Annotated in this window: 20 protein-coding genes; 9 read left to right on the forward strand and 11 right to left on the reverse strand. The window is 52.7% G+C overall.

The window, feature by feature from the left end; all coding sequences use genetic code 11:
• The first annotated feature begins 125 nt into the window (after positions 1-125).
• A complete protein-coding gene (locus tag H7688_RS10875) occupies positions 126-422 on the forward strand; it encodes a hypothetical protein (protein ID WP_183361133.1) in 297 nt (98 codons plus the stop codon).
• 140 nt (positions 423-562) lie between these two features.
• Positions 563-910 (forward strand): hypothetical protein, encoded by a 348-nt coding sequence (locus H7688_RS10880; RefSeq protein WP_183361134.1) that lies wholly within the window; start codon positions 563-565, stop codon positions 908-910.
• 64 nt (positions 911-974) lie between these two features.
• Here H7688_RS10880 and H7688_RS10885 read toward each other — a convergent pair whose 3' ends face one another.
• From H7688_RS10885 to H7688_RS10930, 10 genes are all read right to left on the reverse strand, one after another.
• Entirely contained in the window at positions 975-1,496 is a 522-nt protein-coding gene (locus H7688_RS10885) for a hypothetical protein (protein ID WP_183361135.1), read from the reverse strand.
• Positions 1,497-1,523: 27 nt separating this feature from the next.
• Positions 1,524-2,096 (reverse strand): thermonuclease family protein, encoded by a 573-nt coding sequence (locus H7688_RS10890; RefSeq protein WP_183361136.1) that lies wholly within the window; start codon positions 2,094-2,096, stop codon positions 1,524-1,526.
• 90 nt (positions 2,097-2,186) lie between these two features.
• On the reverse strand, positions 2,187-2,774 hold the full coding sequence (locus tag H7688_RS10895) for a recombinase family protein (protein ID WP_183361137.1): 588 nt from the start codon (positions 2,772-2,774) through the stop codon (positions 2,187-2,189).
• A 220-nt stretch (positions 2,775-2,994) separates the two neighbouring features.
• Positions 2,995-3,390, reverse strand: a complete 396-nt coding sequence (locus tag H7688_RS10900; protein WP_183361138.1) for an EVE domain-containing protein — start codon at positions 3,388-3,390, stop codon at positions 2,995-2,997.
• 14 nt (positions 3,391-3,404) lie between these two features.
• Positions 3,405-3,851, reverse strand: a complete 447-nt coding sequence (locus H7688_RS10905; RefSeq protein WP_183361139.1) for a very short patch repair endonuclease — start codon at positions 3,849-3,851, stop codon at positions 3,405-3,407.
• A 27-nt stretch (positions 3,852-3,878) separates the two neighbouring features.
• On the reverse strand, positions 3,879-4,508 hold the full coding sequence (locus tag H7688_RS10910) for a GIY-YIG nuclease family protein (protein WP_246329782.1): 630 nt from the start codon (positions 4,506-4,508) through the stop codon (positions 3,879-3,881).
• A gap of 160 nt (positions 4,509-4,668) precedes the next feature.
• The gene (locus tag H7688_RS10915) at positions 4,669-5,841 is read right to left on the reverse strand and encodes a DNA cytosine methyltransferase (protein ID WP_183361141.1); all 1,173 of its coding nucleotides are present in this window, start codon (positions 5,839-5,841) and stop codon (positions 4,669-4,671) included.
• Positions 5,842-5,934: 93 nt separating this feature from the next.
• Positions 5,935-6,264, reverse strand: a complete 330-nt coding sequence (locus H7688_RS10920) for a hypothetical protein (RefSeq protein ID WP_183361142.1) — start codon at positions 6,262-6,264, stop codon at positions 5,935-5,937.
• Positions 6,265-6,273: 9 nt separating this feature from the next.
• Positions 6,274-6,531 carry a DUF6471 domain-containing protein gene (locus H7688_RS10925; protein WP_183361143.1) on the reverse strand — a complete coding sequence of 86 codons (258 nt, stop codon included), beginning with the start codon at positions 6,529-6,531 and terminating at the stop codon, positions 6,274-6,276.
• A 682-nt stretch (positions 6,532-7,213) separates the two neighbouring features.
• Positions 7,214-8,152: a site-specific integrase gene (locus H7688_RS10930; protein WP_183361144.1), complete on the reverse strand. Its 939-nt coding sequence runs from the start codon at positions 8,150-8,152 to the stop codon at positions 7,214-7,216.
• Between the two features lie 508 nt (positions 8,153-8,660).
• Here H7688_RS10930 and H7688_RS10935 point away from each other — a divergent pair.
• The 5 genes from H7688_RS10935 (at position 8,661) to H7688_RS10955 (ending at position 14,302) form a co-directional block, all read left to right on the forward strand.
• Positions 8,661-9,332, forward strand: a complete 672-nt coding sequence (locus H7688_RS10935; protein WP_183361145.1) for a hypothetical protein — start codon at positions 8,661-8,663, stop codon at positions 9,330-9,332.
• Entirely contained in the window at positions 9,322-10,650 is a 1,329-nt protein-coding gene (locus tag H7688_RS10940) for an RNA polymerase sigma factor sigma-70 region 4 domain-containing protein (RefSeq protein WP_183361146.1), read from the forward strand. The genes H7688_RS10935 and H7688_RS10940 overlap by 11 nt, the downstream gene beginning before the upstream one ends.
• A gap of 472 nt (positions 10,651-11,122) precedes the next feature.
• Complete coding sequence (locus tag H7688_RS10945; protein ID WP_246329783.1) at positions 11,123-11,467, forward strand: helix-turn-helix domain-containing protein; 345 nt, start codon at positions 11,123-11,125, stop codon at positions 11,465-11,467.
• Entirely contained in the window at positions 11,454-12,692 is a 1,239-nt protein-coding gene (locus H7688_RS10950; RefSeq protein ID WP_183361147.1) for a type II toxin-antitoxin system HipA family toxin, read from the forward strand. The genes H7688_RS10945 and H7688_RS10950 overlap by 14 nt, the downstream gene beginning before the upstream one ends.
• A 695-nt stretch (positions 12,693-13,387) precedes the next feature.
• Positions 13,388-14,302 (forward strand): hypothetical protein, encoded by a 915-nt coding sequence (locus H7688_RS10955; protein WP_183361148.1) that lies wholly within the window; start codon positions 13,388-13,390, stop codon positions 14,300-14,302.
• Between the two features lie 304 nt (positions 14,303-14,606).
• Here the strand turns inward: H7688_RS10955 and H7688_RS10960 are convergent, their stop codons facing one another.
• Complete coding sequence (locus tag H7688_RS10960) at positions 14,607-15,041, reverse strand: helix-turn-helix domain-containing protein (protein ID WP_183361149.1); 435 nt, start codon at positions 15,039-15,041, stop codon at positions 14,607-14,609.
• 32 nt (positions 15,042-15,073) lie between these two features.
• On the opposite strand from H7688_RS10960, the gene H7688_RS10965 reads away from it, so the two are divergent.
• Both H7688_RS10965 and H7688_RS10970 read left to right on the forward strand, forming a co-directional pair.
• Positions 15,074-15,523: a magnesium chelatase subunit ChlI family protein gene (locus H7688_RS10965; RefSeq protein WP_246329784.1), complete on the forward strand. Its 450-nt coding sequence runs from the start codon at positions 15,074-15,076 to the stop codon at positions 15,521-15,523.
• A gap of 1,313 nt (positions 15,524-16,836) precedes the next feature.
• Positions 16,837-19,560 (forward strand): HAD-IC family P-type ATPase, encoded by a 2,724-nt coding sequence (locus tag H7688_RS10970; RefSeq protein ID WP_183361151.1) that lies wholly within the window; start codon positions 16,837-16,839, stop codon positions 19,558-19,560.
• The last annotated feature ends 229 nt before the right edge of the window (positions 19,561-19,789 follow it).

Genomic DNA, 19,789 nt, shown 5'->3' on the forward strand with positions numbered 1-19,789 from the left:
AATCTGGTATTTGTGCTTAAATTACGAACTGTTACCGCTTTAGCTGGGAAAAAATACCGTTGGTTTTCAACATCACCTCGTGTACCATGCCGTCGGAGTCAGAAACTACTTTTAAGGAGAACGCGATGTTTGAGATCAGCGATGCTTGCTCGGGAGGCAACATGAGTGTGGAGGTGGTGCGTGAGCATGGGGGCAGGCCTCCCTTGGAAGGGCCGGCGTCTCTGGCGGATTCGGTGGCCTGGTGGTTACTGACCGGCGTCAACCAACCCGACCAGATGGCACTCTTTATCAAAGGCAGTGACGAGAGCCATCGGCAACGTCAGACGGTTGCCAATCGAGTGCATCACCTCCTGATTGAGTCGGAGAATGCAGGAATACGTCCTATAGTCGAAGGCATTCTTACGCGTCTGATGCAGGAATGACCCTTACAAAAGAACAGCCAACATGAGGATCACACATAACTCAAACCGCACCAAAGTCAGGTAAAGGGGGCTGCTGCTAAGGCTTTTATTGAAATGTAGCTGGCCTTTTCACCCCAAAGGTGCTGGAAGGGGGGGGAGACATGAAACAGGTGGACAGTACGATCAAGGCGGCAGAATTGAAGAAAACGGCCTATATAAAGCTCATGAAGCAGCGCGGGGAGTTGCTTGTTGTATTGGTCACGCCGGTCATGGTAGGCTCTAAAAACAAGGTCACTGTAATGCCGCGCTCGCTGGTCGCAGCATACAAGGCAAGCGGATATAACCAGGCTGTCCTTACCGGTGACTGCCTCGGCTGCAAGTTTGAGTTGGCATTGCTGACTACCAGTGAAAAGCGGGAAGCTGCGGGGCGGCTGCTCAAGCTGGCGGCGGATCATGAGGCCGAGTTGCTGGATGTGCCGGCAGACATACAACCATTTTTGATCCAGTAATAATCGGCTCCTCAAGGGAGGTTTTGAGCTGGTTTGCGAAAAGCCGCCCATAGGGATTGCTTAATCAGCCCCCAGAATCCTTTTTCAGTTCCCGCAGCCTTTCTTGCGCCCTGGAGCGCACCGCCACCCGATCCTCCGCCAGGTTGTCTAGGTATCCCAACAATGCCTCGAGTAGGAATAGAGGAGTCACCCTATCCGGCAGATCACTCCGAACCAGGAACTCGAACTCACGACCATCCAGGATCACCCGGCCGCGGCGCTTCCGATTGTAGACCAGGACGTGGTTGTACAGTTGTGTTGTGCCGACCGATAGGCCGTTGAAATCGTTTGGAGAGACCAGCAGAAAATCCGCATTACCCAAGAACACGCGTACCAGCTCTTCAGGATCCGCCGGCAGCACCCCAAAACGCGACAGTTTAGGGTAGTGGTACATCCCGCGGCCGACCCGGACAACGAGTTGCGCAGCCAGGAGCCTACCAAGCACCCGATCAATGCCGTTGAGACGGCCGATGAGATCCGACCGCCGGAAGACGCAACCAGGTTGCAAATACTCTAAGAAACTTGCCTCACCAAAGACCTTGTCCATCTCTTCTTAATCACCTCGGAACCATCCTCATGGCGCAGTTCCTCTTGGCTTCGGCTGCCGGCCCTTGCCTCTCAGCGCCTTGCGGAACTCCCAGGGCGGTTGTGGGTTCCCTTGCTGCCACAGCCCCAGTCTCTCCCGCCTGGCCGCCGCCTCTGACGCGATATATCCAGATGCGTGGGGACGATCGAGATACTGACGGTAGGCCCATGCCCACCCCTCTCTGACCATCTCCTGATTGATGTCGCGGTTGCCGAGGCGCAGGATAGCCACGGATCTCTTGTATCGATCAATATCCATTATCTCTGCGGCTACCTGTTTCCCTGCGACCTTATGGCGGAGCGCCTGGTGCGCCTCACCGCCGTACGGCTGCCCAGGTTTGACGACCGCCTTGGTTCTCGAGTTTCTTTTCTCTGTCTCTGGCGCATCTATCCCGAAAAGTCTGACCTTGACCTTCACGCCGGATGAATCTATTACCTGTACCGTGTCGCCGTCCGTCACTCTCGTGACCGCTCCATTGATGACTCGGATGGGGGGCTTGGCGAAAGCAGGGAAGGTACCGAGAAGCGTAAGAAGTATTGTAGGGATTGCCCATTTCAACATTTTATCGGCGCCATCTCCCTCGCAGTATTTATCCGTTAGATATCAGAGCGTCAGCTAGCAGACCAGGTATTCCACCAGATTCGGTATAAATCAAATCACGGCTGCCGTGATGCCCGCTTTGGCCTTTGCCTCTGCCAGATACGCAAAGAAAGTTCGTCTGCCAACCCCAGCAATTTTACATACCTCTACTGCTGTCTTCTCGCTGTTTTCGTACAGGATCCTCGCCTGCTCAAGTTTGTCCTGATCAGTCCGAGGACGACCTCCCGTCTTCCCACGAGCCTTAGCACTTGCCCTGCCTGCTGCTGCGCGTTCAGCCTTTAGGTCAAGCTCCAACTGGTGGATCACTCCCATGAAGCCCATAAACGCTCGCCCTGTTGCTGTTGACGGGTCTATGTTTTCCCGGAGGCTCTCCACCTGCACGCCCATCTTCTCGAGCTCCTGGACTGTGGATAGGAAGTGAAGCAGGCTTCTGCTCATCCTTGAGAGTTCTGCGACAACAACGGTGTCCCCGCTTCTCACATAGCCCATCAGTTCAAGCCAGCCTGGACGATTAGCACTTACACCGCTGGCTTTATCGATAAAGATCTTGGTGCACCCGACTGCCTTGAGCTGGTCGAGCTGACTATCCAGATTTTGTTCCCTAGTTGACACCCTGGCGTACCCTACCTTATCTCCCATACCACCTCCTGTGCGAAAACCTAACGTCGCCAACATATACCCGCACTTTGTTAGTTGCAACACTTTTTGCACTCAAATCGTCAATAAAAACCCCGCGAGGAGGAGTCCCAGGCGGGGTGTGCGGACAGTGCGAAAAGTAAACTTTTTGCACTGTCAAAAATGCTCAAATTCTCTGCCATATAACGGTAATTAAACCGTATGCAACCTACGCCAAGCCAGCTCAAATACCCATTTTTTTAAGTACCACCTCAGCCACATCTGCCGGCAGTGGGTATTTGTTCTGGAGGACCCACCCCCAGTTCCTGCCCCATTTCTCAACGAAACATGCCTTAACCTCTCCGTCAAAGGGGATTCGCTCCCTGACATTCAGGATCTTGTCGAACTTCAGCTTAACCCGATAAAAGAACAGGCCGTTATCCCAAATAGGGGTGTCATCCATATAAGCCGTGCCGGCCACTCTAGCGACGCCAGCCAACTCATTATCAACTTTGAATACCAGGATATCTCCGACTGCCCAGGACTTCGGAGCGAAACTGTTGGCACCCCAAAGCTTGTGCTTGCAGCAAACCTTAAAGTGGTCTCCACTCAGAGAACAAATTCTGACTTTGGCCTGCATCGTACCTCCCGTGTCTAGTCCATGGGACTTGTGGATTTTATCTCCTCGATCAACAAATCGATTATCTCAGAGTTGATTTCACATTCCCATACCACGACCACCCTCCACCTATCTGATTGCAACACAGCATGGTTAGCAGCATCCCGCTCTGAGTTTCGCAGTAGCTTCTTTTCCCAGTATTCTCGACTGCTCGCCGGGATCGTTGCCCGCTTGCAACCCGGGTGCTGGTGCCAAAAACACCCGTTCACGAAAAGCGCAATTCGGCGGGATGGGAAAACAATATCAGGGTTTCCGGGAAGGTCTTTTCGATGGATCCGGAAGCGGAGGCCAGCCCTATGAAGAGCAGATCTAATTAGGACTTCCGGGGAGGTATTTTTAGACCGCACCCTGGCCATGATCTCTGATCTGGTCAGGGGCGGCTTTGGTGGGGAAGAGCTCTTATTCTTTCCTTTGGCCTGCATGGATGTCCTTCCAGGCAGCGCGACGGCTTACTCTTCGGGCTCCGCTCCCTGTTTCTTAGCCTTTTCTTCAAGGCCACGCAATCGTCTCTCTGTCAATGCACGCAGCCTGGTTGCCTGAGTAAGAAGGGTATTCCTCAGTCCTCTTTGAACCTGGCGCTCACTGATAATCTGCGCCAACCGCGATAATGTGGATGCACGACGAGCAATTCGGACGTCAGGATGGTTCCGGATGGCAAAAACTTCGTCAGAGACCACGATTCCTTTATAGGAATGGGGGATTTCCACCTCGAAATCCGGCTTTCCTGGCTCTTTTTCGTTTAGAACCGCCTTGAAGCTTGACTCCTCGCGGAGCTTTACGAAGATTTGATACTCCAGAGCATTCAGAATTTTTTTTGCGGCAGCATCTTTAGAATCCTTCCCCTCCAACTCAGGCAAGGGCCAGACCTCGATCTGATAAACCTCAAACGGATCCAGCACGTTCATAGCAACCGCATCTGTCCTTTGATTTGTCAGGTGACGCCTAATTCTTGTTCTGATTTGCTCGTTGGTTTGTCCTACGTAGATTGGCTCTTTGTCGTAGTCAAAAAAAGCATAGATGCCGAACTGAAAATTCCCAACCTTCTTTTTGGCCTTTGAGCCGGGAACCTCAACTTCCATGTCAAGAAACTCTGCCAATTTTTGGCGAAGTTCTTCTGTTTCAAAAGGTGGCTTGTGTGTCGCATCAGACTTAGGCGGCCCTGGCATTAAAACCTCTAGGTTAGGAGGATTTATTCAAGCCGCCTTTTTACACCTTTTGTTAGTTCCATACAACCTGAAATTACCCGCCAACAGCAAGATCTTCTATTTCGTTATGGCCAGCCAGCACCGGCTCGAAGATATTCGCGGCCAAATGCCGGACCACAGGAACCGCAACCCCGTCACCAGCAAGATGATATGCTTCGTTGTACTTCGTCGGAAGGACGTAGCTCTCCGGGAGGCCCATCAGCCGGGCCGCTTCCCTGGGGGAGAGAAGGCGGGTGCGCACCAGATCGCCATCAACAACAATGAGGGTCTGCCTGGAGGAGCCACCCGTTGGGGTTCTAAGGCAACCCGCAAGATCGTCAAACCGAACCTCGGCCCGCTGATGTTTGGTGCCGTCGGCATCAGGTCTCGTCCTGCGGTAGATGCCGCCCACCATCCTGCGGCCGACACGCTTTGCCTGCACGACCTTGGCAAAGTTAGTATCGCTCATCAGAGAGAGCAGGTACCTCGTCTCGTCTGGGGTATGCCACTCAACACCCTGAGGATTTTCTTCGATGATATCGGCGAATCTGACGCCATGAGGTTCGGGAACCGGAAGGTTCCACCAGACCCACCGCCTTTTTGCCTCTGCCGAGAGTTCTGCCTGGGCCTCGATCAAGGCATCAGGGTGCCAGGGCGTAACGGCATTGTTTGCAGCGAGTCCGACAGGAACATCCATGTCGCCGCGGATACCGACCACGAACAACCGAGGACGAGACTGGGGCAAGAAGTGCTTCGCGTCAATGACCATGGCACCAAACGAGTATCCTGCACCGGAGAACGCCGAGCAAAGAGCTGCGAAATCCTTGCCGTCATTGGAGGTTAGAGCGCCGTACACGTTTTCCAGCACAATGATTTTCGGGCCGCGGCCTTCATCCAGGAGGGCTCGCATCAGCCGCCAGAAAGGCCAGAAAGTGCCGGATCTGGTTTGCGCTTTTGATGCCCAGTGGCCGATGCCGACGTAGTTGCCGGCAAGGGAAAGGTCCTGGCAGGGGAAGGACGCCCAAGCAAGGTCCGGTGCGCCGGGAAGCTGAGCGGTAGTGATCAGATTGATGTCTTCGTGGAGTAGGTCGCCCGCCCCCCAGTTCTGGCGATAGGCTGCCGCCTTCTTGGCGCTGAAATCATTGGCAAAAAGGCAGTTCCAGTTGTCGGAACCAAGCCCGGCCCTTGCCATCCCACCGCCAGCGAAAAACTCGTAAAAACCGTGCATACTACACCTCTTAGACATAATTTGTATAATATTCTGTTCCAGCCATCAACAGTTATTAGGGGGCTAAAAAAAATCGATATACGGCTCGACTCTCTACTCGTCGTCAGGCTCCGATTCAGGGTAGCACTTCAGGCAGAACCATTTGTCCTCGCAATACGGCTCCTCATACAGGGCCACTCCCTCGGGGTACTGCTTGAACTCGCCGCAGCAATCACACTTCTGCCCTTGCGCCAACAGTCGTGCCCTATCAAAGGCAGCTTCGCCGCCTTTCCTGACAGCCAGACTTTCTACCGAAGCATCTGCGTCTATCAGTTCCCTAGTGGCAAGCTTAGCTGTCAGGGCCGGGTTCTCGGTTCCCTCCGGGGTGCCGGTCGTCGGCTTTTTGGCCTCGGCAGCGATTTCCTTCCGGTCCAATGCGCCCATATTCTCCTCCTATTTCAGGTCGCAAATCGGCAGGCTTTCGCAGCCGATAACTTTCAAGCACTTCAAAAAGAACCCGGCTCCAAAGCTGCCCCGGCTCAGTTTGCAATCCACGCTTGCTTTGGTGGTTGCAAGCCCTGCGGCTGAAAGGCGATTTGCCAGATCCTGGTGCGAGATGTTTCGCCGAGCGAGTTCCGCCTTTAACAGGCATTTTGCCTCGTCATTCAGGCCCGCCTCCAAATCGGTTTTTTTCGAGACTTCTGTTGGCATCAAAGTTCCCAAGCTATCATTTATGACTATATATTATCATAAATGATAAGATAAATTCAACCTATTAGTCTATATATCGACCTTTGCTATTAAACTGAGGGTGTGGACTCCCATGCAACGATAGGCCTGGCTGATGCCAAAGTATGTCGCAAGGTGGTCGCAAGGTGGTCGCGGGGTGGTCGCGGGGTGTCGGAAAAGGTGTCGTATTTAGGTGGTTCTCTGGAATTTGATGGAATATTGGTACCTTGTGGGGGTGTGCATCCATGATATGCCAAACCTCACCATGCCCAGAACTGGCACTTTGCGTGGTGGATTCCGGTTGAATGGGCATGAAATGGTCTGGCATGAAGCGGCCCTCCTAAAAGGTCAAACCAAAGTAATTCCAAGTGGTTGGAGATATGGTGTGGATTTAGGTCCACTTTGGACTGAACCTTTTATGGTCGGATCTTGGTCATCTTGAGCGCTTCTTACAGTCGTTATACCTGGCAATGGAAGGGGAAATGACCGCCCGGGCATCCGCGATATGCCAACGTGAGAGGGCGCGAAACTGAGTCAAATAGTGATGTTAGCTGCCAGTTGCTGATCGCCTGGCCTTCCCCCGGCCTGGCCGCCTGGTGGTGTGTGACGGTGTGGCGCTTTGCTATCTGGTTATTGGTTATCCGAGATTCCGCCTAGCCCTCATTTACCTTAGATAATGCTCCGTTATGTCCGACCTTTCATGCCCCATTTCGTTCGAGACGAGGTATAAAGCTTCTTCCCGCGTTTTTCCTCTCTCTTGTAGTTCGGCAAACCGTTCCTGAGCGAAATTCCAACGCAGTCCGTGACTGCCTGTATAGATCTGTTTTGTTGTAGCTGTGGATTCCTTTAGCCCGTTCCTAACGGCGTCAGGTGAAACGGAAAACCGCCCGCCTCCTTGTTGTACCGCAGTCTCTAAGGCCCTATAGGTGCTCACCGCGACATAGATGGCCCGCTCCTTGCCGCCTTTCCCGATAACGCTGATAACACCCGCTGGTTGTCCTGTGTGTGGTACTGTTGCCACACCTTTCAGTTGATTTTCTTTGATATGCGAGGCCTCCTTGATCCTTGCGCCTCCCTCGTACTGAACCGAGGCAGCAAGTCGTGCATCGGGGGAAGGCATCGCTGCAACCGCGGCCCAGGGATCCTGATACGCTCTACTGCCCTCAAAACGTGAAAGTTCCTGCTGTGCCTCTGCTCGCACATCTCTCAGTTCCCAATTATATGACCGCTCAAGGCCGTGCTGTTCCGCGAACCTATTCAGCGCTACTTCCAACTTGGTTGCAGCAGAGGCATACTGCTGGAACGTGGCATAGCTCACGCCTTGTTCAATCTTTGATTCAAGGTAGCTTTGAACGTGCGAGGCCTCCAACTTCGTCATATCCTTTAAGCCAGTTTCGGCCTTGGCATGCTCACCTATCGCTTGCCAAATGTCCCGATATGCATCAGCGGTCGCATACGAGTGGACACCAATTTCCTTGCCGATCTCAGCCCACGTTTCAGCTCCCTTCTCACGAGCTGCCTCCTTCGCCGTATGCTTACTGCTACCCACGCAGTCCACAGCCTTAAAAAGTTCGTGAGTCTGCCAATCTATCGTGCCCCGCATGTGTCCTGCCTCCTGATTACCTGATATGCAGCATTTATCTACCCCCTGCATTGGGACAACCTGGCTTGAACACCGAGCTTTTTTACTGGTAGCTGTCCAGTTCGAACGGAGTGCGTGCCGCGCCATAGGCAACACTTTAAGTAGGGTGTCCGCTCTTCAGCCCTTCCTGCTCTTTCCCCCCTGCTTCAAAGACAAACGTCCTCACGGGTGATTTTTACTACTAGGTGGGGGGGCTGGCTTTGCTCAGCTGCTATATAAATCCCAGTCGGGAGATAAAAACGTTGTTGGCACTATATTGCAATAACTCATCTGATAGATATTGTGCAAGCCAGCAAGGTTTTTTATCGCTAACGCGAGCGACTACGTCGCTTTAGGTTAACACCTAAAGCGACTTATCTCTTGTTATAACAGTCAGTTATAAAATTAATAGTGAAAAACTATCACATCTAAAAAACTCTATTGCTGGCTCGTACAAATTATATCAGTAAGTAACAAGAGGAGGTAGGACATGAATGATTGTAACATCGATGAATTTACAGGGACATATCGCATCGACCTGGAATTAGTAGACAAACTTACGGCTCTTAAAGCTTCAGAGCGTAATGAACTCCTGGCGTGGTTAGGGCGGCAAGGCGAGGCGGTGAAGTTGGAGGCGATCAGGCTTCAAACGGATCTATTGAGTAAATTTAACAACGAGCGCAGAGGTGGGGAGCAGACGACGCAGATACCTAGGGAGAAGCTGGCTGAGGTTCGCTACGCAAACCTGGTGCTCGCTGTGCTCCACATACGCCATAACGAAAAACGGCTGAAACGGAAAGGCTGCCCAGAGGCTCTGGGTGAAATCCTCAAACACCGTGTAGCGCGAGTCAAGGCTCTCAAACGTGGAAAGCGAGCACCTGAACGGGAAAAATTTCGGTTGGCCTACTTCCAACTCGTCCAGGTGCTGCGAGACGAGCATCGGCTTTCATGGAGAGAGGTCGCTGCCTACCTAGCGGTGAACCATAGGACCACCTGGGCGTATGGTTGGATCCGCCAAACTTACAACCATATAGTACGGGAACGAACCCTTGCAGGCATTGAGAATCCGGTTCCTCAGACGAGCCCAAATCGGTATTGCTGTCCCGATGAAATAAAGGAGTCGGACCAAATTCGAACCTATGGGGGCAAAGATGCAAAGTGAGCCGAACCGTTATCACAGTACTGACAGAAAAGGTTTCTTCGCCATATGGCAGCAGTTGGGCGGCAAGAAGTCGAGGCAAAGGTCTTACCGCTTAAACCAACTCAACGTTGCCTTGGAAATGGTTGCGGGGATACAAGACACCTTTATAAGCCAGAACGAGTTTTTTCGCCCGAATCGGAGAAAAGAGAGCCTTGCTCGCATTTGCGTCACGTTTCTCGACCTGGACACCTACGATACAGATTACTGCGGGTATAACCACTACCAGATGGTAGGCCTGCTACTTGCGCACTGCGAGGACCTCCACGTGCCTCCGCCATCTGTCATAATGAGCTCTGGCCGGGGGTATTACATGAAATGGTACTATGACGAGCCAGTCTCTTCAAAAGCCCTCCCTAGATGGATAGCGGTCCAAAAAAACCTGCTTAAGAAATTCAAGCCGTTTGGAGCTGACCCGCGACCGAATGAGCCCTCAAGGGTCCTACGAATCGAAGGTTCAGTGAATAGCAAGTCAGGGAAGCCATGTGAGATTCTGTGGAGAGGGTCCGATTGCTACGATTTCGATACCCTTTGCGATGAAGTCCTACCCTTCTCGCGGGACGAGGTGGCAAAAAGGAAGGTAGAGGCATCTCCGAAACAGAGCAAAAAGGCGCCGGGCCCCAGGTTCATAAATAAATGCCAGAACCCGAACCTTCTTGTGTTCTCGAGTGAGCAACTACATTGGGATCGGCTGCATGACCTGCGAGCCTTGGCCAGGATGCGAGGTGGAGTACCGGTGGGCCAACGGGATGAATATTTATTTTTAGCAGCATGTTTTGCTGCTCACTGTTACGACGCACATGAGTTGCCGGGGGAATTGCGTTATCTGGCTGAGGAGTTTGCTCCAGGGATGTCTGCTGCGGAAGTAGAGGGCTTTATGTCGTCAGTTGTCTCGCGCTGGGAGGCCGCAATGAAGGGCCAGATGGTCATGTTTCGGGGGAAGTTAATTGACCCAAGGTACACCTTTGGAAATGCGGAACTGGTAGTACGCTTGGGACTGACCCCGGCTGAGATGAAAGAAATGAAGACGATCATTTCCGCCGAGGAGGCGGCCACACGACATGCTGACCGTCAGCGGCAAAGACGTGCCGCTGATGGTGCGATAAGCAGGGCAAAATATTTAGCAGAGGCAGTAGATGCTAGGAGCACGGCCTTATTAATGAAGGAGATTGGATATAGCGTTGAGGAAATCTCTTCAGCTACAAATCGGTCAGTGAGTTCAGTCCAGAAGTATCTTGCTGAATCGGCACGGGCAAGGAAGGCGCGGCCCGTTCCTTCTTAGGCGATGGAGATGTCGGCAGTGTGGGGTGGGGGCTTGGTAGGATGAAGCTAGGGCTACGCCATGTCATTAGCTATACGCACGGACTTTGCAATTTTACAGGCAGTCTTGCGGTCGTATGGTTTTGAGCTAGCCGACAGTAGGCCAGGGTTAGTCGTACAACTGACCGGGCCACATTTGCGCGCGGCAAATTGCAGATTGTTGAAGGTATGAATAATTGTGGAGGGATGGCATGCTACCCTTTCTGCGCGCATCAGGCGCGCAGAAAGGGTAGCATGCCGCTTGTTGGCCTGTCAAGTGTTTTATCACCAGTGTACCCTGCCGCCGCGTCGTCTGCGGCGGCAGGGTACACTGGTAGCTTTTATTTGTCAACTCCCTATTTATTTGCACCAACAACGCTTTGTCTGAGCTGATAGGGGCTAACGATAAATAAAGTTGACAAATAAGAGCACGAATGTAAATAATAACATCCGTTATGAAAACTAAAACTTTACTATACCCCGTTGCGGCGAAGGAAATGGAAGCCCTGGGGCAACGCATGAAAGATGCGAGGCTCCGTCGCCGCTTCTCCATGGAGACCGTCTGCGCTCGAGCGAACATTTCCCGGCCTACCCTGTACAAGGTCGAAAGTGGCGACGCTTCTGTTGCAATTGGGACTTACGTTCAGATATTGCGTGTGTTGGGCTTGCTAGGCGATTTGGGGCTGCTGGCCAAGGATGATGTCCTGGGCCGCCAACTACAAGACGAAGCTCTCCCCCAGAGGAAGCGTGCACCTCGCAGGCTCGTGCAATCCGCCGGAGAAAACGATGGCAAAAAATAAAGATGAGCAACTGCTGGTTTGGCTGGATGATCCGTCATATGGCCAATTGCAGCAAATAGGTTCCCTTTTCCGGGGAGAGCGTGGCACGATCCGGTTCGTCTATGACCGTGAATGGCTCCGCCACACACATAGCTTTCAGCTTGACCCAGAGCTTTTTCTGGTAACAGGTAACCAGTTTCCGACGGAATCCCATTTTGCCGTTTTCCTCGACTCCTGCCCTGACCGCTGGGGTCGCGTGCTGATGAAGCGCCGTGAAGCAATAGAGGCGAAGGCAGAGAGAAGGCCACCTAAAACCCTCACAGATTGGGATTACCTTGTAGGGGTCCAGGATCTGACACGTATGGGCGCTCTACGGTTTAGTGCACCAGGGACAACACAGTTCCTAGCTGATGAGGCGCTGGCCGCACCGCCTGTGACCAGAATCGCAGAGTTGCAGCAGGTGGCCCTGGCGTTGGAGAATCCTAAAGAGGACGACCTCGACAAGATCAGGCAGTGGTTACGCGTTTTGGTAGCGCCGGGGTCATCATTGGGGGGCGCGCGCCCAAAGGCGAACATCACCAATAAGGACGGATCGCTGTGGATAGCAAAATTCCCGGCCAACGAGGATGACCACGATGTTGCCCTTTGGGAAAAGCTGGTACACGATATGGCTGGGCGCTGCGGTATTACGGTACCAGAATCTGAGGTGCTGCGTATTGGGAGCCATCGCCACCATACCTTCCTGGTACGACGGTTCGACAGGGTGGATGGCCAACGACGCTTCTTCACTTCGGCTATGACAGTACTAGAACGTAAGAATGCCGAGGAGGGTAGTTACCTTGATCTCGCAGATTTTTTGTCCAAAGTTGGGGAGCCGCGCTGGATTGACCATGACTTGCGGGAGATGTTTATCCGAGTGGTGTTCAATGTGGCTACGGCAAACCGAGACGACCACTTGCGGAACCACGGCTTCATGAGGTTGCCGGACGGTTGGCGCCTAGCGCCGGCATACGACATGAACCCGTCGCCTAAAACGGACCACGTCTTAGCGCTGGATACAGACAGCACCCACCCTGACCTAGACACGGTCTTTGCAACTGCCTCTTTCTACCGTCTGAGAGAACGGGACGCGGAGGAAATAATGGGCCGAGTCTTGGGAGAAGTACGGCAGTGGCAGGCTCACGCCGCAAAGCTAGGAATCCCCCGTGGCGAACTTCTAGAGAGGGAGCATCTATTCATGGTTTGAGCCTCGGAGAAACATCACTTCCGTCTACAGGCTCTTTCTGCTGGGCTTGGTCCTCGCGATCAGCCAGGTTGGAGTTGCTTGTAGGGAATGCCGACCTTTGCCCCAAGTCCCTAGCCCCTTGTAGCTCATTCCGTGAATCAGGGGTATGCGCGGTTGGTTGGGTAGGTACTTTTTCAGAGGACGAAGGGGCAGGCGCACGCTAATGTGAGTCAGGCTTTTCGCATTCAAGTTTTCCCTGGCTACGTCGATGTTCTGGTTATGATGCAAAGGTGAGAAATTGGAGGGCTCCGCTATATGGCTGAAAGCCGGAGTAGCCCCCCTTCACCTGACGTCGTCCGCGTGTGTTAAAAAAACCAACAGCAGTGTTGAAATTTTTAACATTTTGGGTGGCTAGGGCCAAACGGGTATCAGAAAAATACGGCACTTTGTGATGGCATGTGATATGCTGGTACCCTAAGGGAATTGCAGTAACCGATTGCTGCCAAATTCCGTTAAATGGCGGCATCTGAGAACGAAGGAGCTTGCCACCTTTGGTGTGGTGGTAGTGTCAAAAAGTGCTATACTGATTAAAAAATCCTTGCCTAGATTCGTTAAGTCGTGTAAATGTGTTCTCGTTTATCACGATTCGATAAATCTATTGGTCCCCAGACGGGGGCAGGACCTTTTTCAAGAGGATACCTGCGGCAAGGAGAAAGATGTCGGCTTGGGTTGCTCGATTAAAACGCCTACATTGGTTTGACCATCTTCATCACGTCTATGTGGTCCTTGCGGTATTAGGTGCGTTGGGGAGCGTCTTTGCTTCTGGCCATACCGCAAAAGAAGTAATTCTGCTTATAGCACTTTTGGTGTATTTTTTTGTCTTGCTTATCGTTGTAATATTTTTTTCGGTTACAAACGGAAAGAAAGCTCGTTATGCAGAAGCTCTTGCGTGCATGCACGAAGCTATCCATCAGTCAAGAGACATATATCACCGACTCGACTGGGCTCTGAATAAAAAAATCCATTATGAACACCATGAATTTAAAAACGACCTGGTGCGGGTTCTGACCTCGGCCGTTCAGGCTTTTAATCTTTCTACTGGTGTTAAGTGCCGGTTGTGCATAAAAGTTGTAGGCATAAAAGACAACGCGCCAGAGGCTCATTACTCATCATACTTTGTAACGACATTAGCCAGAGACGGTGTATCAAATGAACAATGTCTAGCGTCAGATAAAAGAGAGGGGCAAAGTCACCTTATATCTGACAACACCGATTTTAATTTAATCATCAAACGCGTCCGAAGTTATTTTTTTAGCAACGATGTTTTAAATCTTGAAAACTACGAGAACTCATCATTTCAACTCAAGCCAGAAAACAAAAAATATCGATCAACGATAGTGTGGCCAATAAGGTATGTTTACTGTGAGAATGAGCATCATGGATGTTGTCGTGAAGGTAAAGACCAAGACATATACGGTTTTCTTGCAGTAGATAGTAACTCAAGACAGACCTTTTCAGAAAGGTACGACACTCAACTTGGCTTAATATTGGCTGATGCGTTGTTTTCTATTTTCGATACATATCGAAAATATAGATTTCAGTTGGCTCAAGGCAATGGAGGATTAAAGTGAGAAAGATTTCTAAAACATTAAGTACAAAATCGAACTCGCCTAAGATTAGTGTTCCCGAGAAATCAGGGAAAAAAATGGATTATGCAGAGCTAAAGTATGAAGACAATGGTGAGAAGTATCAAACTAGACTAATCCTACTTGCTAGCTAGTTACGCACAACTATATTTTTAGCCGCGAATGCATACGACCGCAAGGGCATTACTTCCCCTTGCGGTCGTTCTTTTCTAAATATATGTCCGTTAGTTACAAAAATTGTCCGAAAAGAGGAGGTACTTTCCCTCTGCTTCAGACAGAAGTTGCTATGCTAGCGAAGGAGATCTTCAAGGCGAATTAAGTTCTTCCTGCTCGGCCTTTTTCTCCCGGTCAGCCAAGCTTGAAGCTGCTCGTAATGAATACCGACTTTTGCCCCAAGCCCCTCGTAGCTCAATCCGTGTATCCGCTTATAGTAGGCTAGCCTTCCAAGGATATCTGTTGGCTCTTCGAACGGGACATGGCCAATAAATGCAATGATCTTAGGCATGAACCGTAACTCCGGCTTAATACCTCTTTCCCAGTTATAGATGCTATCCTTATTTACCCCAATCACCTCAGCTACCTGCCTTTGCAACAAGCCGAGATCGATCCTCCTTTTCCGCAGATGTTGGGCAATCGTCTGAGGATTTACCTGGTACCCTTTAGGTGGCACTACGGCACGGGGTACCGATACGGTTTCAATGGAAAAGTTGGGAATTGTGGCCAAATCCCTGCCCCTGCGGTTACCAGGGGGATCCCGTGCACCTCTGCTCGTGCACCCCGCTCATGATCCAGCGCTACCGCTCGCGCATTTCGGGTCCGCTTTTGGACCGCATCGACATCCACATCGAGGTCCCTGCCGTCAAGTTCCGGGACTTGGTCGATCGCGGCGAGGGAGAAAACTCCGGTGCCATCGCGGCAAGGGTGGCGCGCTCCCGCGAGGTGCAGAAGGAACGCTTCCGAGGGACCCGGGTGCACTGCAACGCCCAGATGTCGGCGCGCATGATCCGCAAGTTCTGTGAGCCGGACGCGGCCGGGAACAGGATGCTCGAGATGGTCACCGACCGGCTGGGACTCTCCGCCCGGAGTTACACCAGGATCCTCAAAGTGGCCCGCACCATAGCCGATCTGGAACTCGTCGAGCAGATCAAGGAAACCCACATCTCCGAAGCGATCCAGTACCGCAGCCTGGACCGGAAAACGGGGTAGTGGAACCCCGCAAGGGGTAAAAAAGATCCGGCGACGCCTGCCGCGGCCGTTCAGCCCGCGACCTTCGCCGATTCACACCTGCAGGTTCGCTTAAATCTCTGCGCCTAAGCTGTGCCGCACCTCTGATTTGCTGACATTCCCCCCATATAAGCTGATCCCTCTCATGCTTTAGCAAAAAATACCTACGTTAAGCCAAAGCTGCCGCATTTTTAGTTGAAAGCCTGGCGCCCTTAACCGAATTCGCCGGAAATTGACCCAAGCCTGCGCTTGGTTAGGCTAAGGGCACCCTTACTTAAGCTAAAATCGGCGGCACTAGGCTAATTTCCGCGATATTAAGCTCGATGCCCTCGCAGTTAAGCTACATGACCTTGCAGTTAAGCAAAGTGACCTCGCAGTTAAGCTAAGTGCCTTCGTAGTTAAGCTAAATGCCCTCGTAGTTAAGCTAAGTGCTCTCGTAGTTAAGCTAAGTGCCATCGCAGTTAAGCTAAGTGCCCTCGTAGTTAAGCTAAGTGCCCTCGTAGTTAAGCTAAATGCCCTCGTAGTTAAGCTAAGTGCCCTCGTAGTTAAGCTAAATGCCCTCGCATTTAAGCTAATCGCGATCCTAATGTAAAACTGGCGCCTCTTTCGCAGGAAAATGCCGTGCCAAAGATTTGAAAACCGAGGCCGCATTAGGTAAAAACGGGGGAGCAAAAGCCTGTTCAGCGTTTTTTTAGGTTTGAGCTGAGGTGTCGTAACGAAAAACGAGGGAAGAAATATTTCGTGGCGAGGTTCAGTAGGTATTCGCAGCGTATTTTAAGCTAAAGCAGAGGTCACTTTGCTTAAATAAGGCTCGCATTAGAAAAAGCAGGGCGTCTTTTGCTTATTTGCCCTGTACATCGGAATCTCGGCTTACACGTGACTCGGAAAAACTGCGGACAAGCCGACCCATTGCGCGATATGCTGCACTGCTCTCCCCGTTGGCACTTGTGCGGTTCGTCACAGGTCATTGGAGAGAGCAGGTACCTTATGGTGCCGGATCTTTTACGGTTATCTTGTCGGCGTAGGGATAGAAAGGGAGTTGAAACCTGATTCATTCAAGATATATTTAAAACTCTCTCAATTTTGACACTCTCTGGCATTGATATGGGGTATAGGCTCATGCCCCCCAATTAAGAGCAAGAGTGATTTGCCCAGAATCTTGAAATGCATGAGATGAGTCTCTCAATCAGCTTGTATCAGTCAATAAAGTGTTCGGATCTCACCTTTACTCTTCAGAAAGAACGAGCTTTCCAGCCGATACCCCGGATGGATCTAGCTGGTATAAAAGGGCTTCAGTGAAAGCAAACACACGACAGTGGCATACCTTGACCGAAGACTCAGTATTGGCAGAACTGGGATCTCGGATTACTGGACTACCGGATGACGATGTCACGCAGCGTCAAAAGAAGTACGGGAAAAACTCGCTTTCCCGTAGCAGCGGAGCAGGTCCCTGGCTCATTTTCTGGCGGCAGGTCAACAATCCCATCGGCTGGCTACTCCTTGCGGCAGGCAGTCTAGCTGTTACCCTCCACAAACTCACCGACGCAGCGGTCGTATTTGGCGCGGTCGGTATCAATGCCATCATCGGCTTCATCCAGGAATATCGTGCCGGCAAGGCCATTGAGGCCTTGGCAGCCATGATTCCCGAGGCGACAACGGCAATCCGGGGGGGAACTCCTGTTACCGTTTCCGCCGAAGAGTTGGTTCCCGGCGACGTGGTGACCCTGCAAAGTGGCGACAAGGTGCCGGCCGACCTGCGCCTGATACGGGTCAAGAACCTCCTTGTCGAGGAGGCTGCACTCACCGGGGAATCGCTGCCGGTCGGAAAGGGAATCGACGCGGTTTCCGCGGATGCTCCCCTGGGGGATCGGGTGTGTATGGCCTACAGCGGCACCATGGTGGTCCAGGGCACCGCCACCGGCGTGGTGATTGCCACGGGAAACAGCACCGAATTGGGCCGGATCAATGCCCTGCTCAACCAGACGGGACAACTGGAGACCCCGTTGACGAGGCAACTGGCCAAAGTCAGCAGCGGGATTACCGTCGCCGTGGTAATCGTGGTCGCCGTGTTGATCACCTTCGGAATCTGGTTCAAAGGCGCACCGGTTGATGAGGCCTTGATGGTTGCTGTTTCTCTGGCCGCGGCGGCTATCCCCGAGGGGTTGCCGGCGGTAATCACCATCTGCCTTGCGGTGGGTGTGCGTCGCATGGCGGAACGTCATGCTGTTGTCCGCCACCTCCCGGCGGTGGAAACCCTGGGCTCTACCAGCGTTATCTGCTCCGATAAGACCGGCACTCTTACCCGCAACGAGATGACGGTACAAGTGGCCTGGCTTGATGGGCAGGAATACCGGTTCACCGGCGTTGGATATGCCCCCTATGGTGATATCGAGCGTGACGGTATCCGGCTGACGACTTTTCCGGAACCTCTCCGGGAACTACTCACAATCGCTACCCTTTGCAACGATGCCGTCCTGCATGCAGAGGGAGATGCCTGGGGCATAACGGGTGATCCTACTGAGGCGGCTCTGGTCGCTGCCGGCCACAAAGCCGGTTTTGATGCCCAGGAACTGCGTAAACGCCATGAACGTCTGGACGTCATACCCTTCGAGTCGGACACCAAGTTCATGGCCACGCTCAACCGAATCGACGGTGAAAGCCACATTCTCCTCAAGGGTGCTTTGGAGGTTGTGCTGATCCGTTGTGAACTCAGTGAAGCGCAACGGCTAACTATCAATGACGCCATGGATACCTACGCTCGCCAGGGGATGCGGGTCATTGCCTGTGCCCGGCGCAGAGGTGCCCAACAAGAGCAGATAGTTCCTGGTGACCTTGAGCAAGGGCTGCACTTTGTCGGTCTGCTCTGCATGATCGACCCGCCCCGTTCTGAGGCCGTGGAGGCCATCCGGTTCTGTCACGCGGCCGGTATTACGGTTAAGATGATTACCGGCGACCATCCGGTGACTGCTGAAAGCATTGGCCGCGAACTCGGCCTGTTAAAGCACGGGCAGACCGCCATGCAGGGGAGAGACCTGGATGGTCTTTCCGAGGCCCAGCTCCGGGACGCCGTCATGAGCACCAATGTCTTTGCCCGTGTTGCGCCAGAGCACAAGATCGCCTTGGTTCAGGCGCTTCAGGCGCAAGGTCATGTAGTTGCCATGACCGGTGACGGGGTCAACGACGCACCTGCGCTCAAACGTGCCGACATCGGCGTTGCCATGGGTATTACCGGCACGGCGGTATCCAAGGAAGCGGCCAAGGTCGTCCTGATGGACGACAACTTCGCTTCCATCGCTGCAGCCGTAGAGGAGGGGCGCCGGGTCTATGACAATCTCGTCCGGTCCCTGGCCTTCGTGCTCCCGACCAATCTCGGCCTCGCCTGCACGCTCTCCCTGGCGATGTTCTTCTTTCCGACGGTCCGGGTCGAAGGTGCCAATGAACTGCTCATGGCCCTGTCGCCCAGCCAGACCCTCTGGATAAACCTGGTGGCAAGCGTAACCCTCTCTGTACCGCTGGCCTTCGAGGTGCTGGAGACGCAGGCGATGAAGCGGGCGCCGCGGTCTCCCGATGAACCGGTCTTCTCAGGTTTTATCGTCACCCGCATCGTGCTGGTTGCCCTGCTCATGTCCCTGGGTGCCTGCGGCCTGTTTCTCTGGGAATACTTCCGGATTGCCGGGGCCGGGCCGGTATCTGCGGCTCGGCACGCCTTTGCACTGGCCGAAGCGCAATCCATCTGCGTGACCAGCATTATCTTCTCCCAGATTTTCTATCTGCTGAACTGTCGCTCGCTGCGCAACTCGCTCCGATCACAAGGTATCTTCAGTAATCCATCGGTTTTCGTCGGCATCGGTGTCCTCTTGCTCATGCAAACAGGCTTCCTGCAACTCACTCCTTTGCAGGGATTCTTCGGTTCGACTCCTCTGGACACCAGGGCATGGCTGCTTGCCATGGCGGTCGGGGCAATCGTTCTGCCCGTCATTACTCTGGAAAAGTGGCTGAGAAATCGGCCCGCCAGATGAAATAACTGAAATCGAGAGGTTACGCCTTGATCCTCCCGCAGTTAGTTCTCCTGAACCTGGCCCACCGCTCCCGTACTGTTGCTGTCCTGCACAGGTGGGATCTCATCTGTCTTTGGTGTCGGAAATTTGTTGACAATAGAAGCGGTTACTGGTGGTATGCCTCTGCATCCACTGAATCAGTGGCACTTGCAGCTGCTGATACTCAAGGGGCGTTGCGACAATCACTCTT

Origin of the sequence: Geomonas limicola (assembly GCF_014193675.1) — a bacterium.
Taxonomy (GTDB): Bacteria; Desulfobacterota; Desulfuromonadia; order Geobacterales; family Geobacteraceae; genus Geomonas; species Geomonas limicola.

Excerpts from the sequence above, each read along its gene's own strand:
- H7688_RS10875 (WP_183361133.1), top strand. The coding sequence starts at position 126 with ATGTTTGAGATCAGCGATGCTTGCTCGGGAGGCAACATGAGTGTGGAG.
- H7688_RS10880 (WP_183361134.1), top strand. The coding sequence starts at position 563 with ATGAAACAGGTGGACAGTACGATCAAGGCGGCAGAATTGAAGAAAACG.
- H7688_RS10885 (WP_183361135.1), bottom strand. The coding sequence starts at position 1,496 with ATGGACAAGGTCTTTGGTGAGGCAAGTTTCTTAGAGTATTTGCAACCT.
- H7688_RS10890 (WP_183361136.1), bottom strand. The coding sequence starts at position 2,096 with ATGTTGAAATGGGCAATCCCTACAATACTTCTTACGCTTCTCGGTACC.
- H7688_RS10895 (WP_183361137.1), bottom strand. The coding sequence starts at position 2,774 with ATGGGAGATAAGGTAGGGTACGCCAGGGTGTCAACTAGGGAACAAAAT.
- H7688_RS10900 (WP_183361138.1), bottom strand. The coding sequence starts at position 3,390 with ATGCAGGCCAAAGTCAGAATTTGTTCTCTGAGTGGAGACCACTTTAAG.
- H7688_RS10905 (WP_183361139.1), bottom strand. The coding sequence starts at position 3,851 with ATGCAGGCCAAAGGAAAGAATAAGAGCTCTTCCCCACCAAAGCCGCCC.
- H7688_RS10910 (WP_246329782.1), bottom strand. The coding sequence starts at position 4,508 with ATGGAAGTTGAGGTTCCCGGCTCAAAGGCCAAAAAGAAGGTTGGGAAT.
- H7688_RS10915 (WP_183361141.1), bottom strand. The coding sequence starts at position 5,841 with ATGCACGGTTTTTACGAGTTTTTCGCTGGCGGTGGGATGGCAAGGGCC.
- H7688_RS10920 (WP_183361142.1), bottom strand. The coding sequence starts at position 6,264 with ATGGGCGCATTGGACCGGAAGGAAATCGCTGCCGAGGCCAAAAAGCCG.
- H7688_RS10925 (WP_183361143.1), bottom strand. The coding sequence starts at position 6,531 with ATGCCAACAGAAGTCTCGAAAAAAACCGATTTGGAGGCGGGCCTGAAT.
- H7688_RS10930 (WP_183361144.1), bottom strand. The coding sequence starts at position 8,152 with ATGCGGGGCACGATAGATTGGCAGACTCACGAACTTTTTAAGGCTGTG.
- H7688_RS10935 (WP_183361145.1), top strand. The coding sequence starts at position 8,661 with ATGAATGATTGTAACATCGATGAATTTACAGGGACATATCGCATCGAC.
- H7688_RS10940 (WP_183361146.1), top strand. The coding sequence starts at position 9,322 with ATGCAAAGTGAGCCGAACCGTTATCACAGTACTGACAGAAAAGGTTTC.
- H7688_RS10945 (WP_246329783.1), top strand. The coding sequence starts at position 11,123 with ATGAAAACTAAAACTTTACTATACCCCGTTGCGGCGAAGGAAATGGAA.
- H7688_RS10950 (WP_183361147.1), top strand. The coding sequence starts at position 11,454 with ATGGCAAAAAATAAAGATGAGCAACTGCTGGTTTGGCTGGATGATCCG.
- H7688_RS10955 (WP_183361148.1), top strand. The coding sequence starts at position 13,388 with ATGTCGGCTTGGGTTGCTCGATTAAAACGCCTACATTGGTTTGACCAT.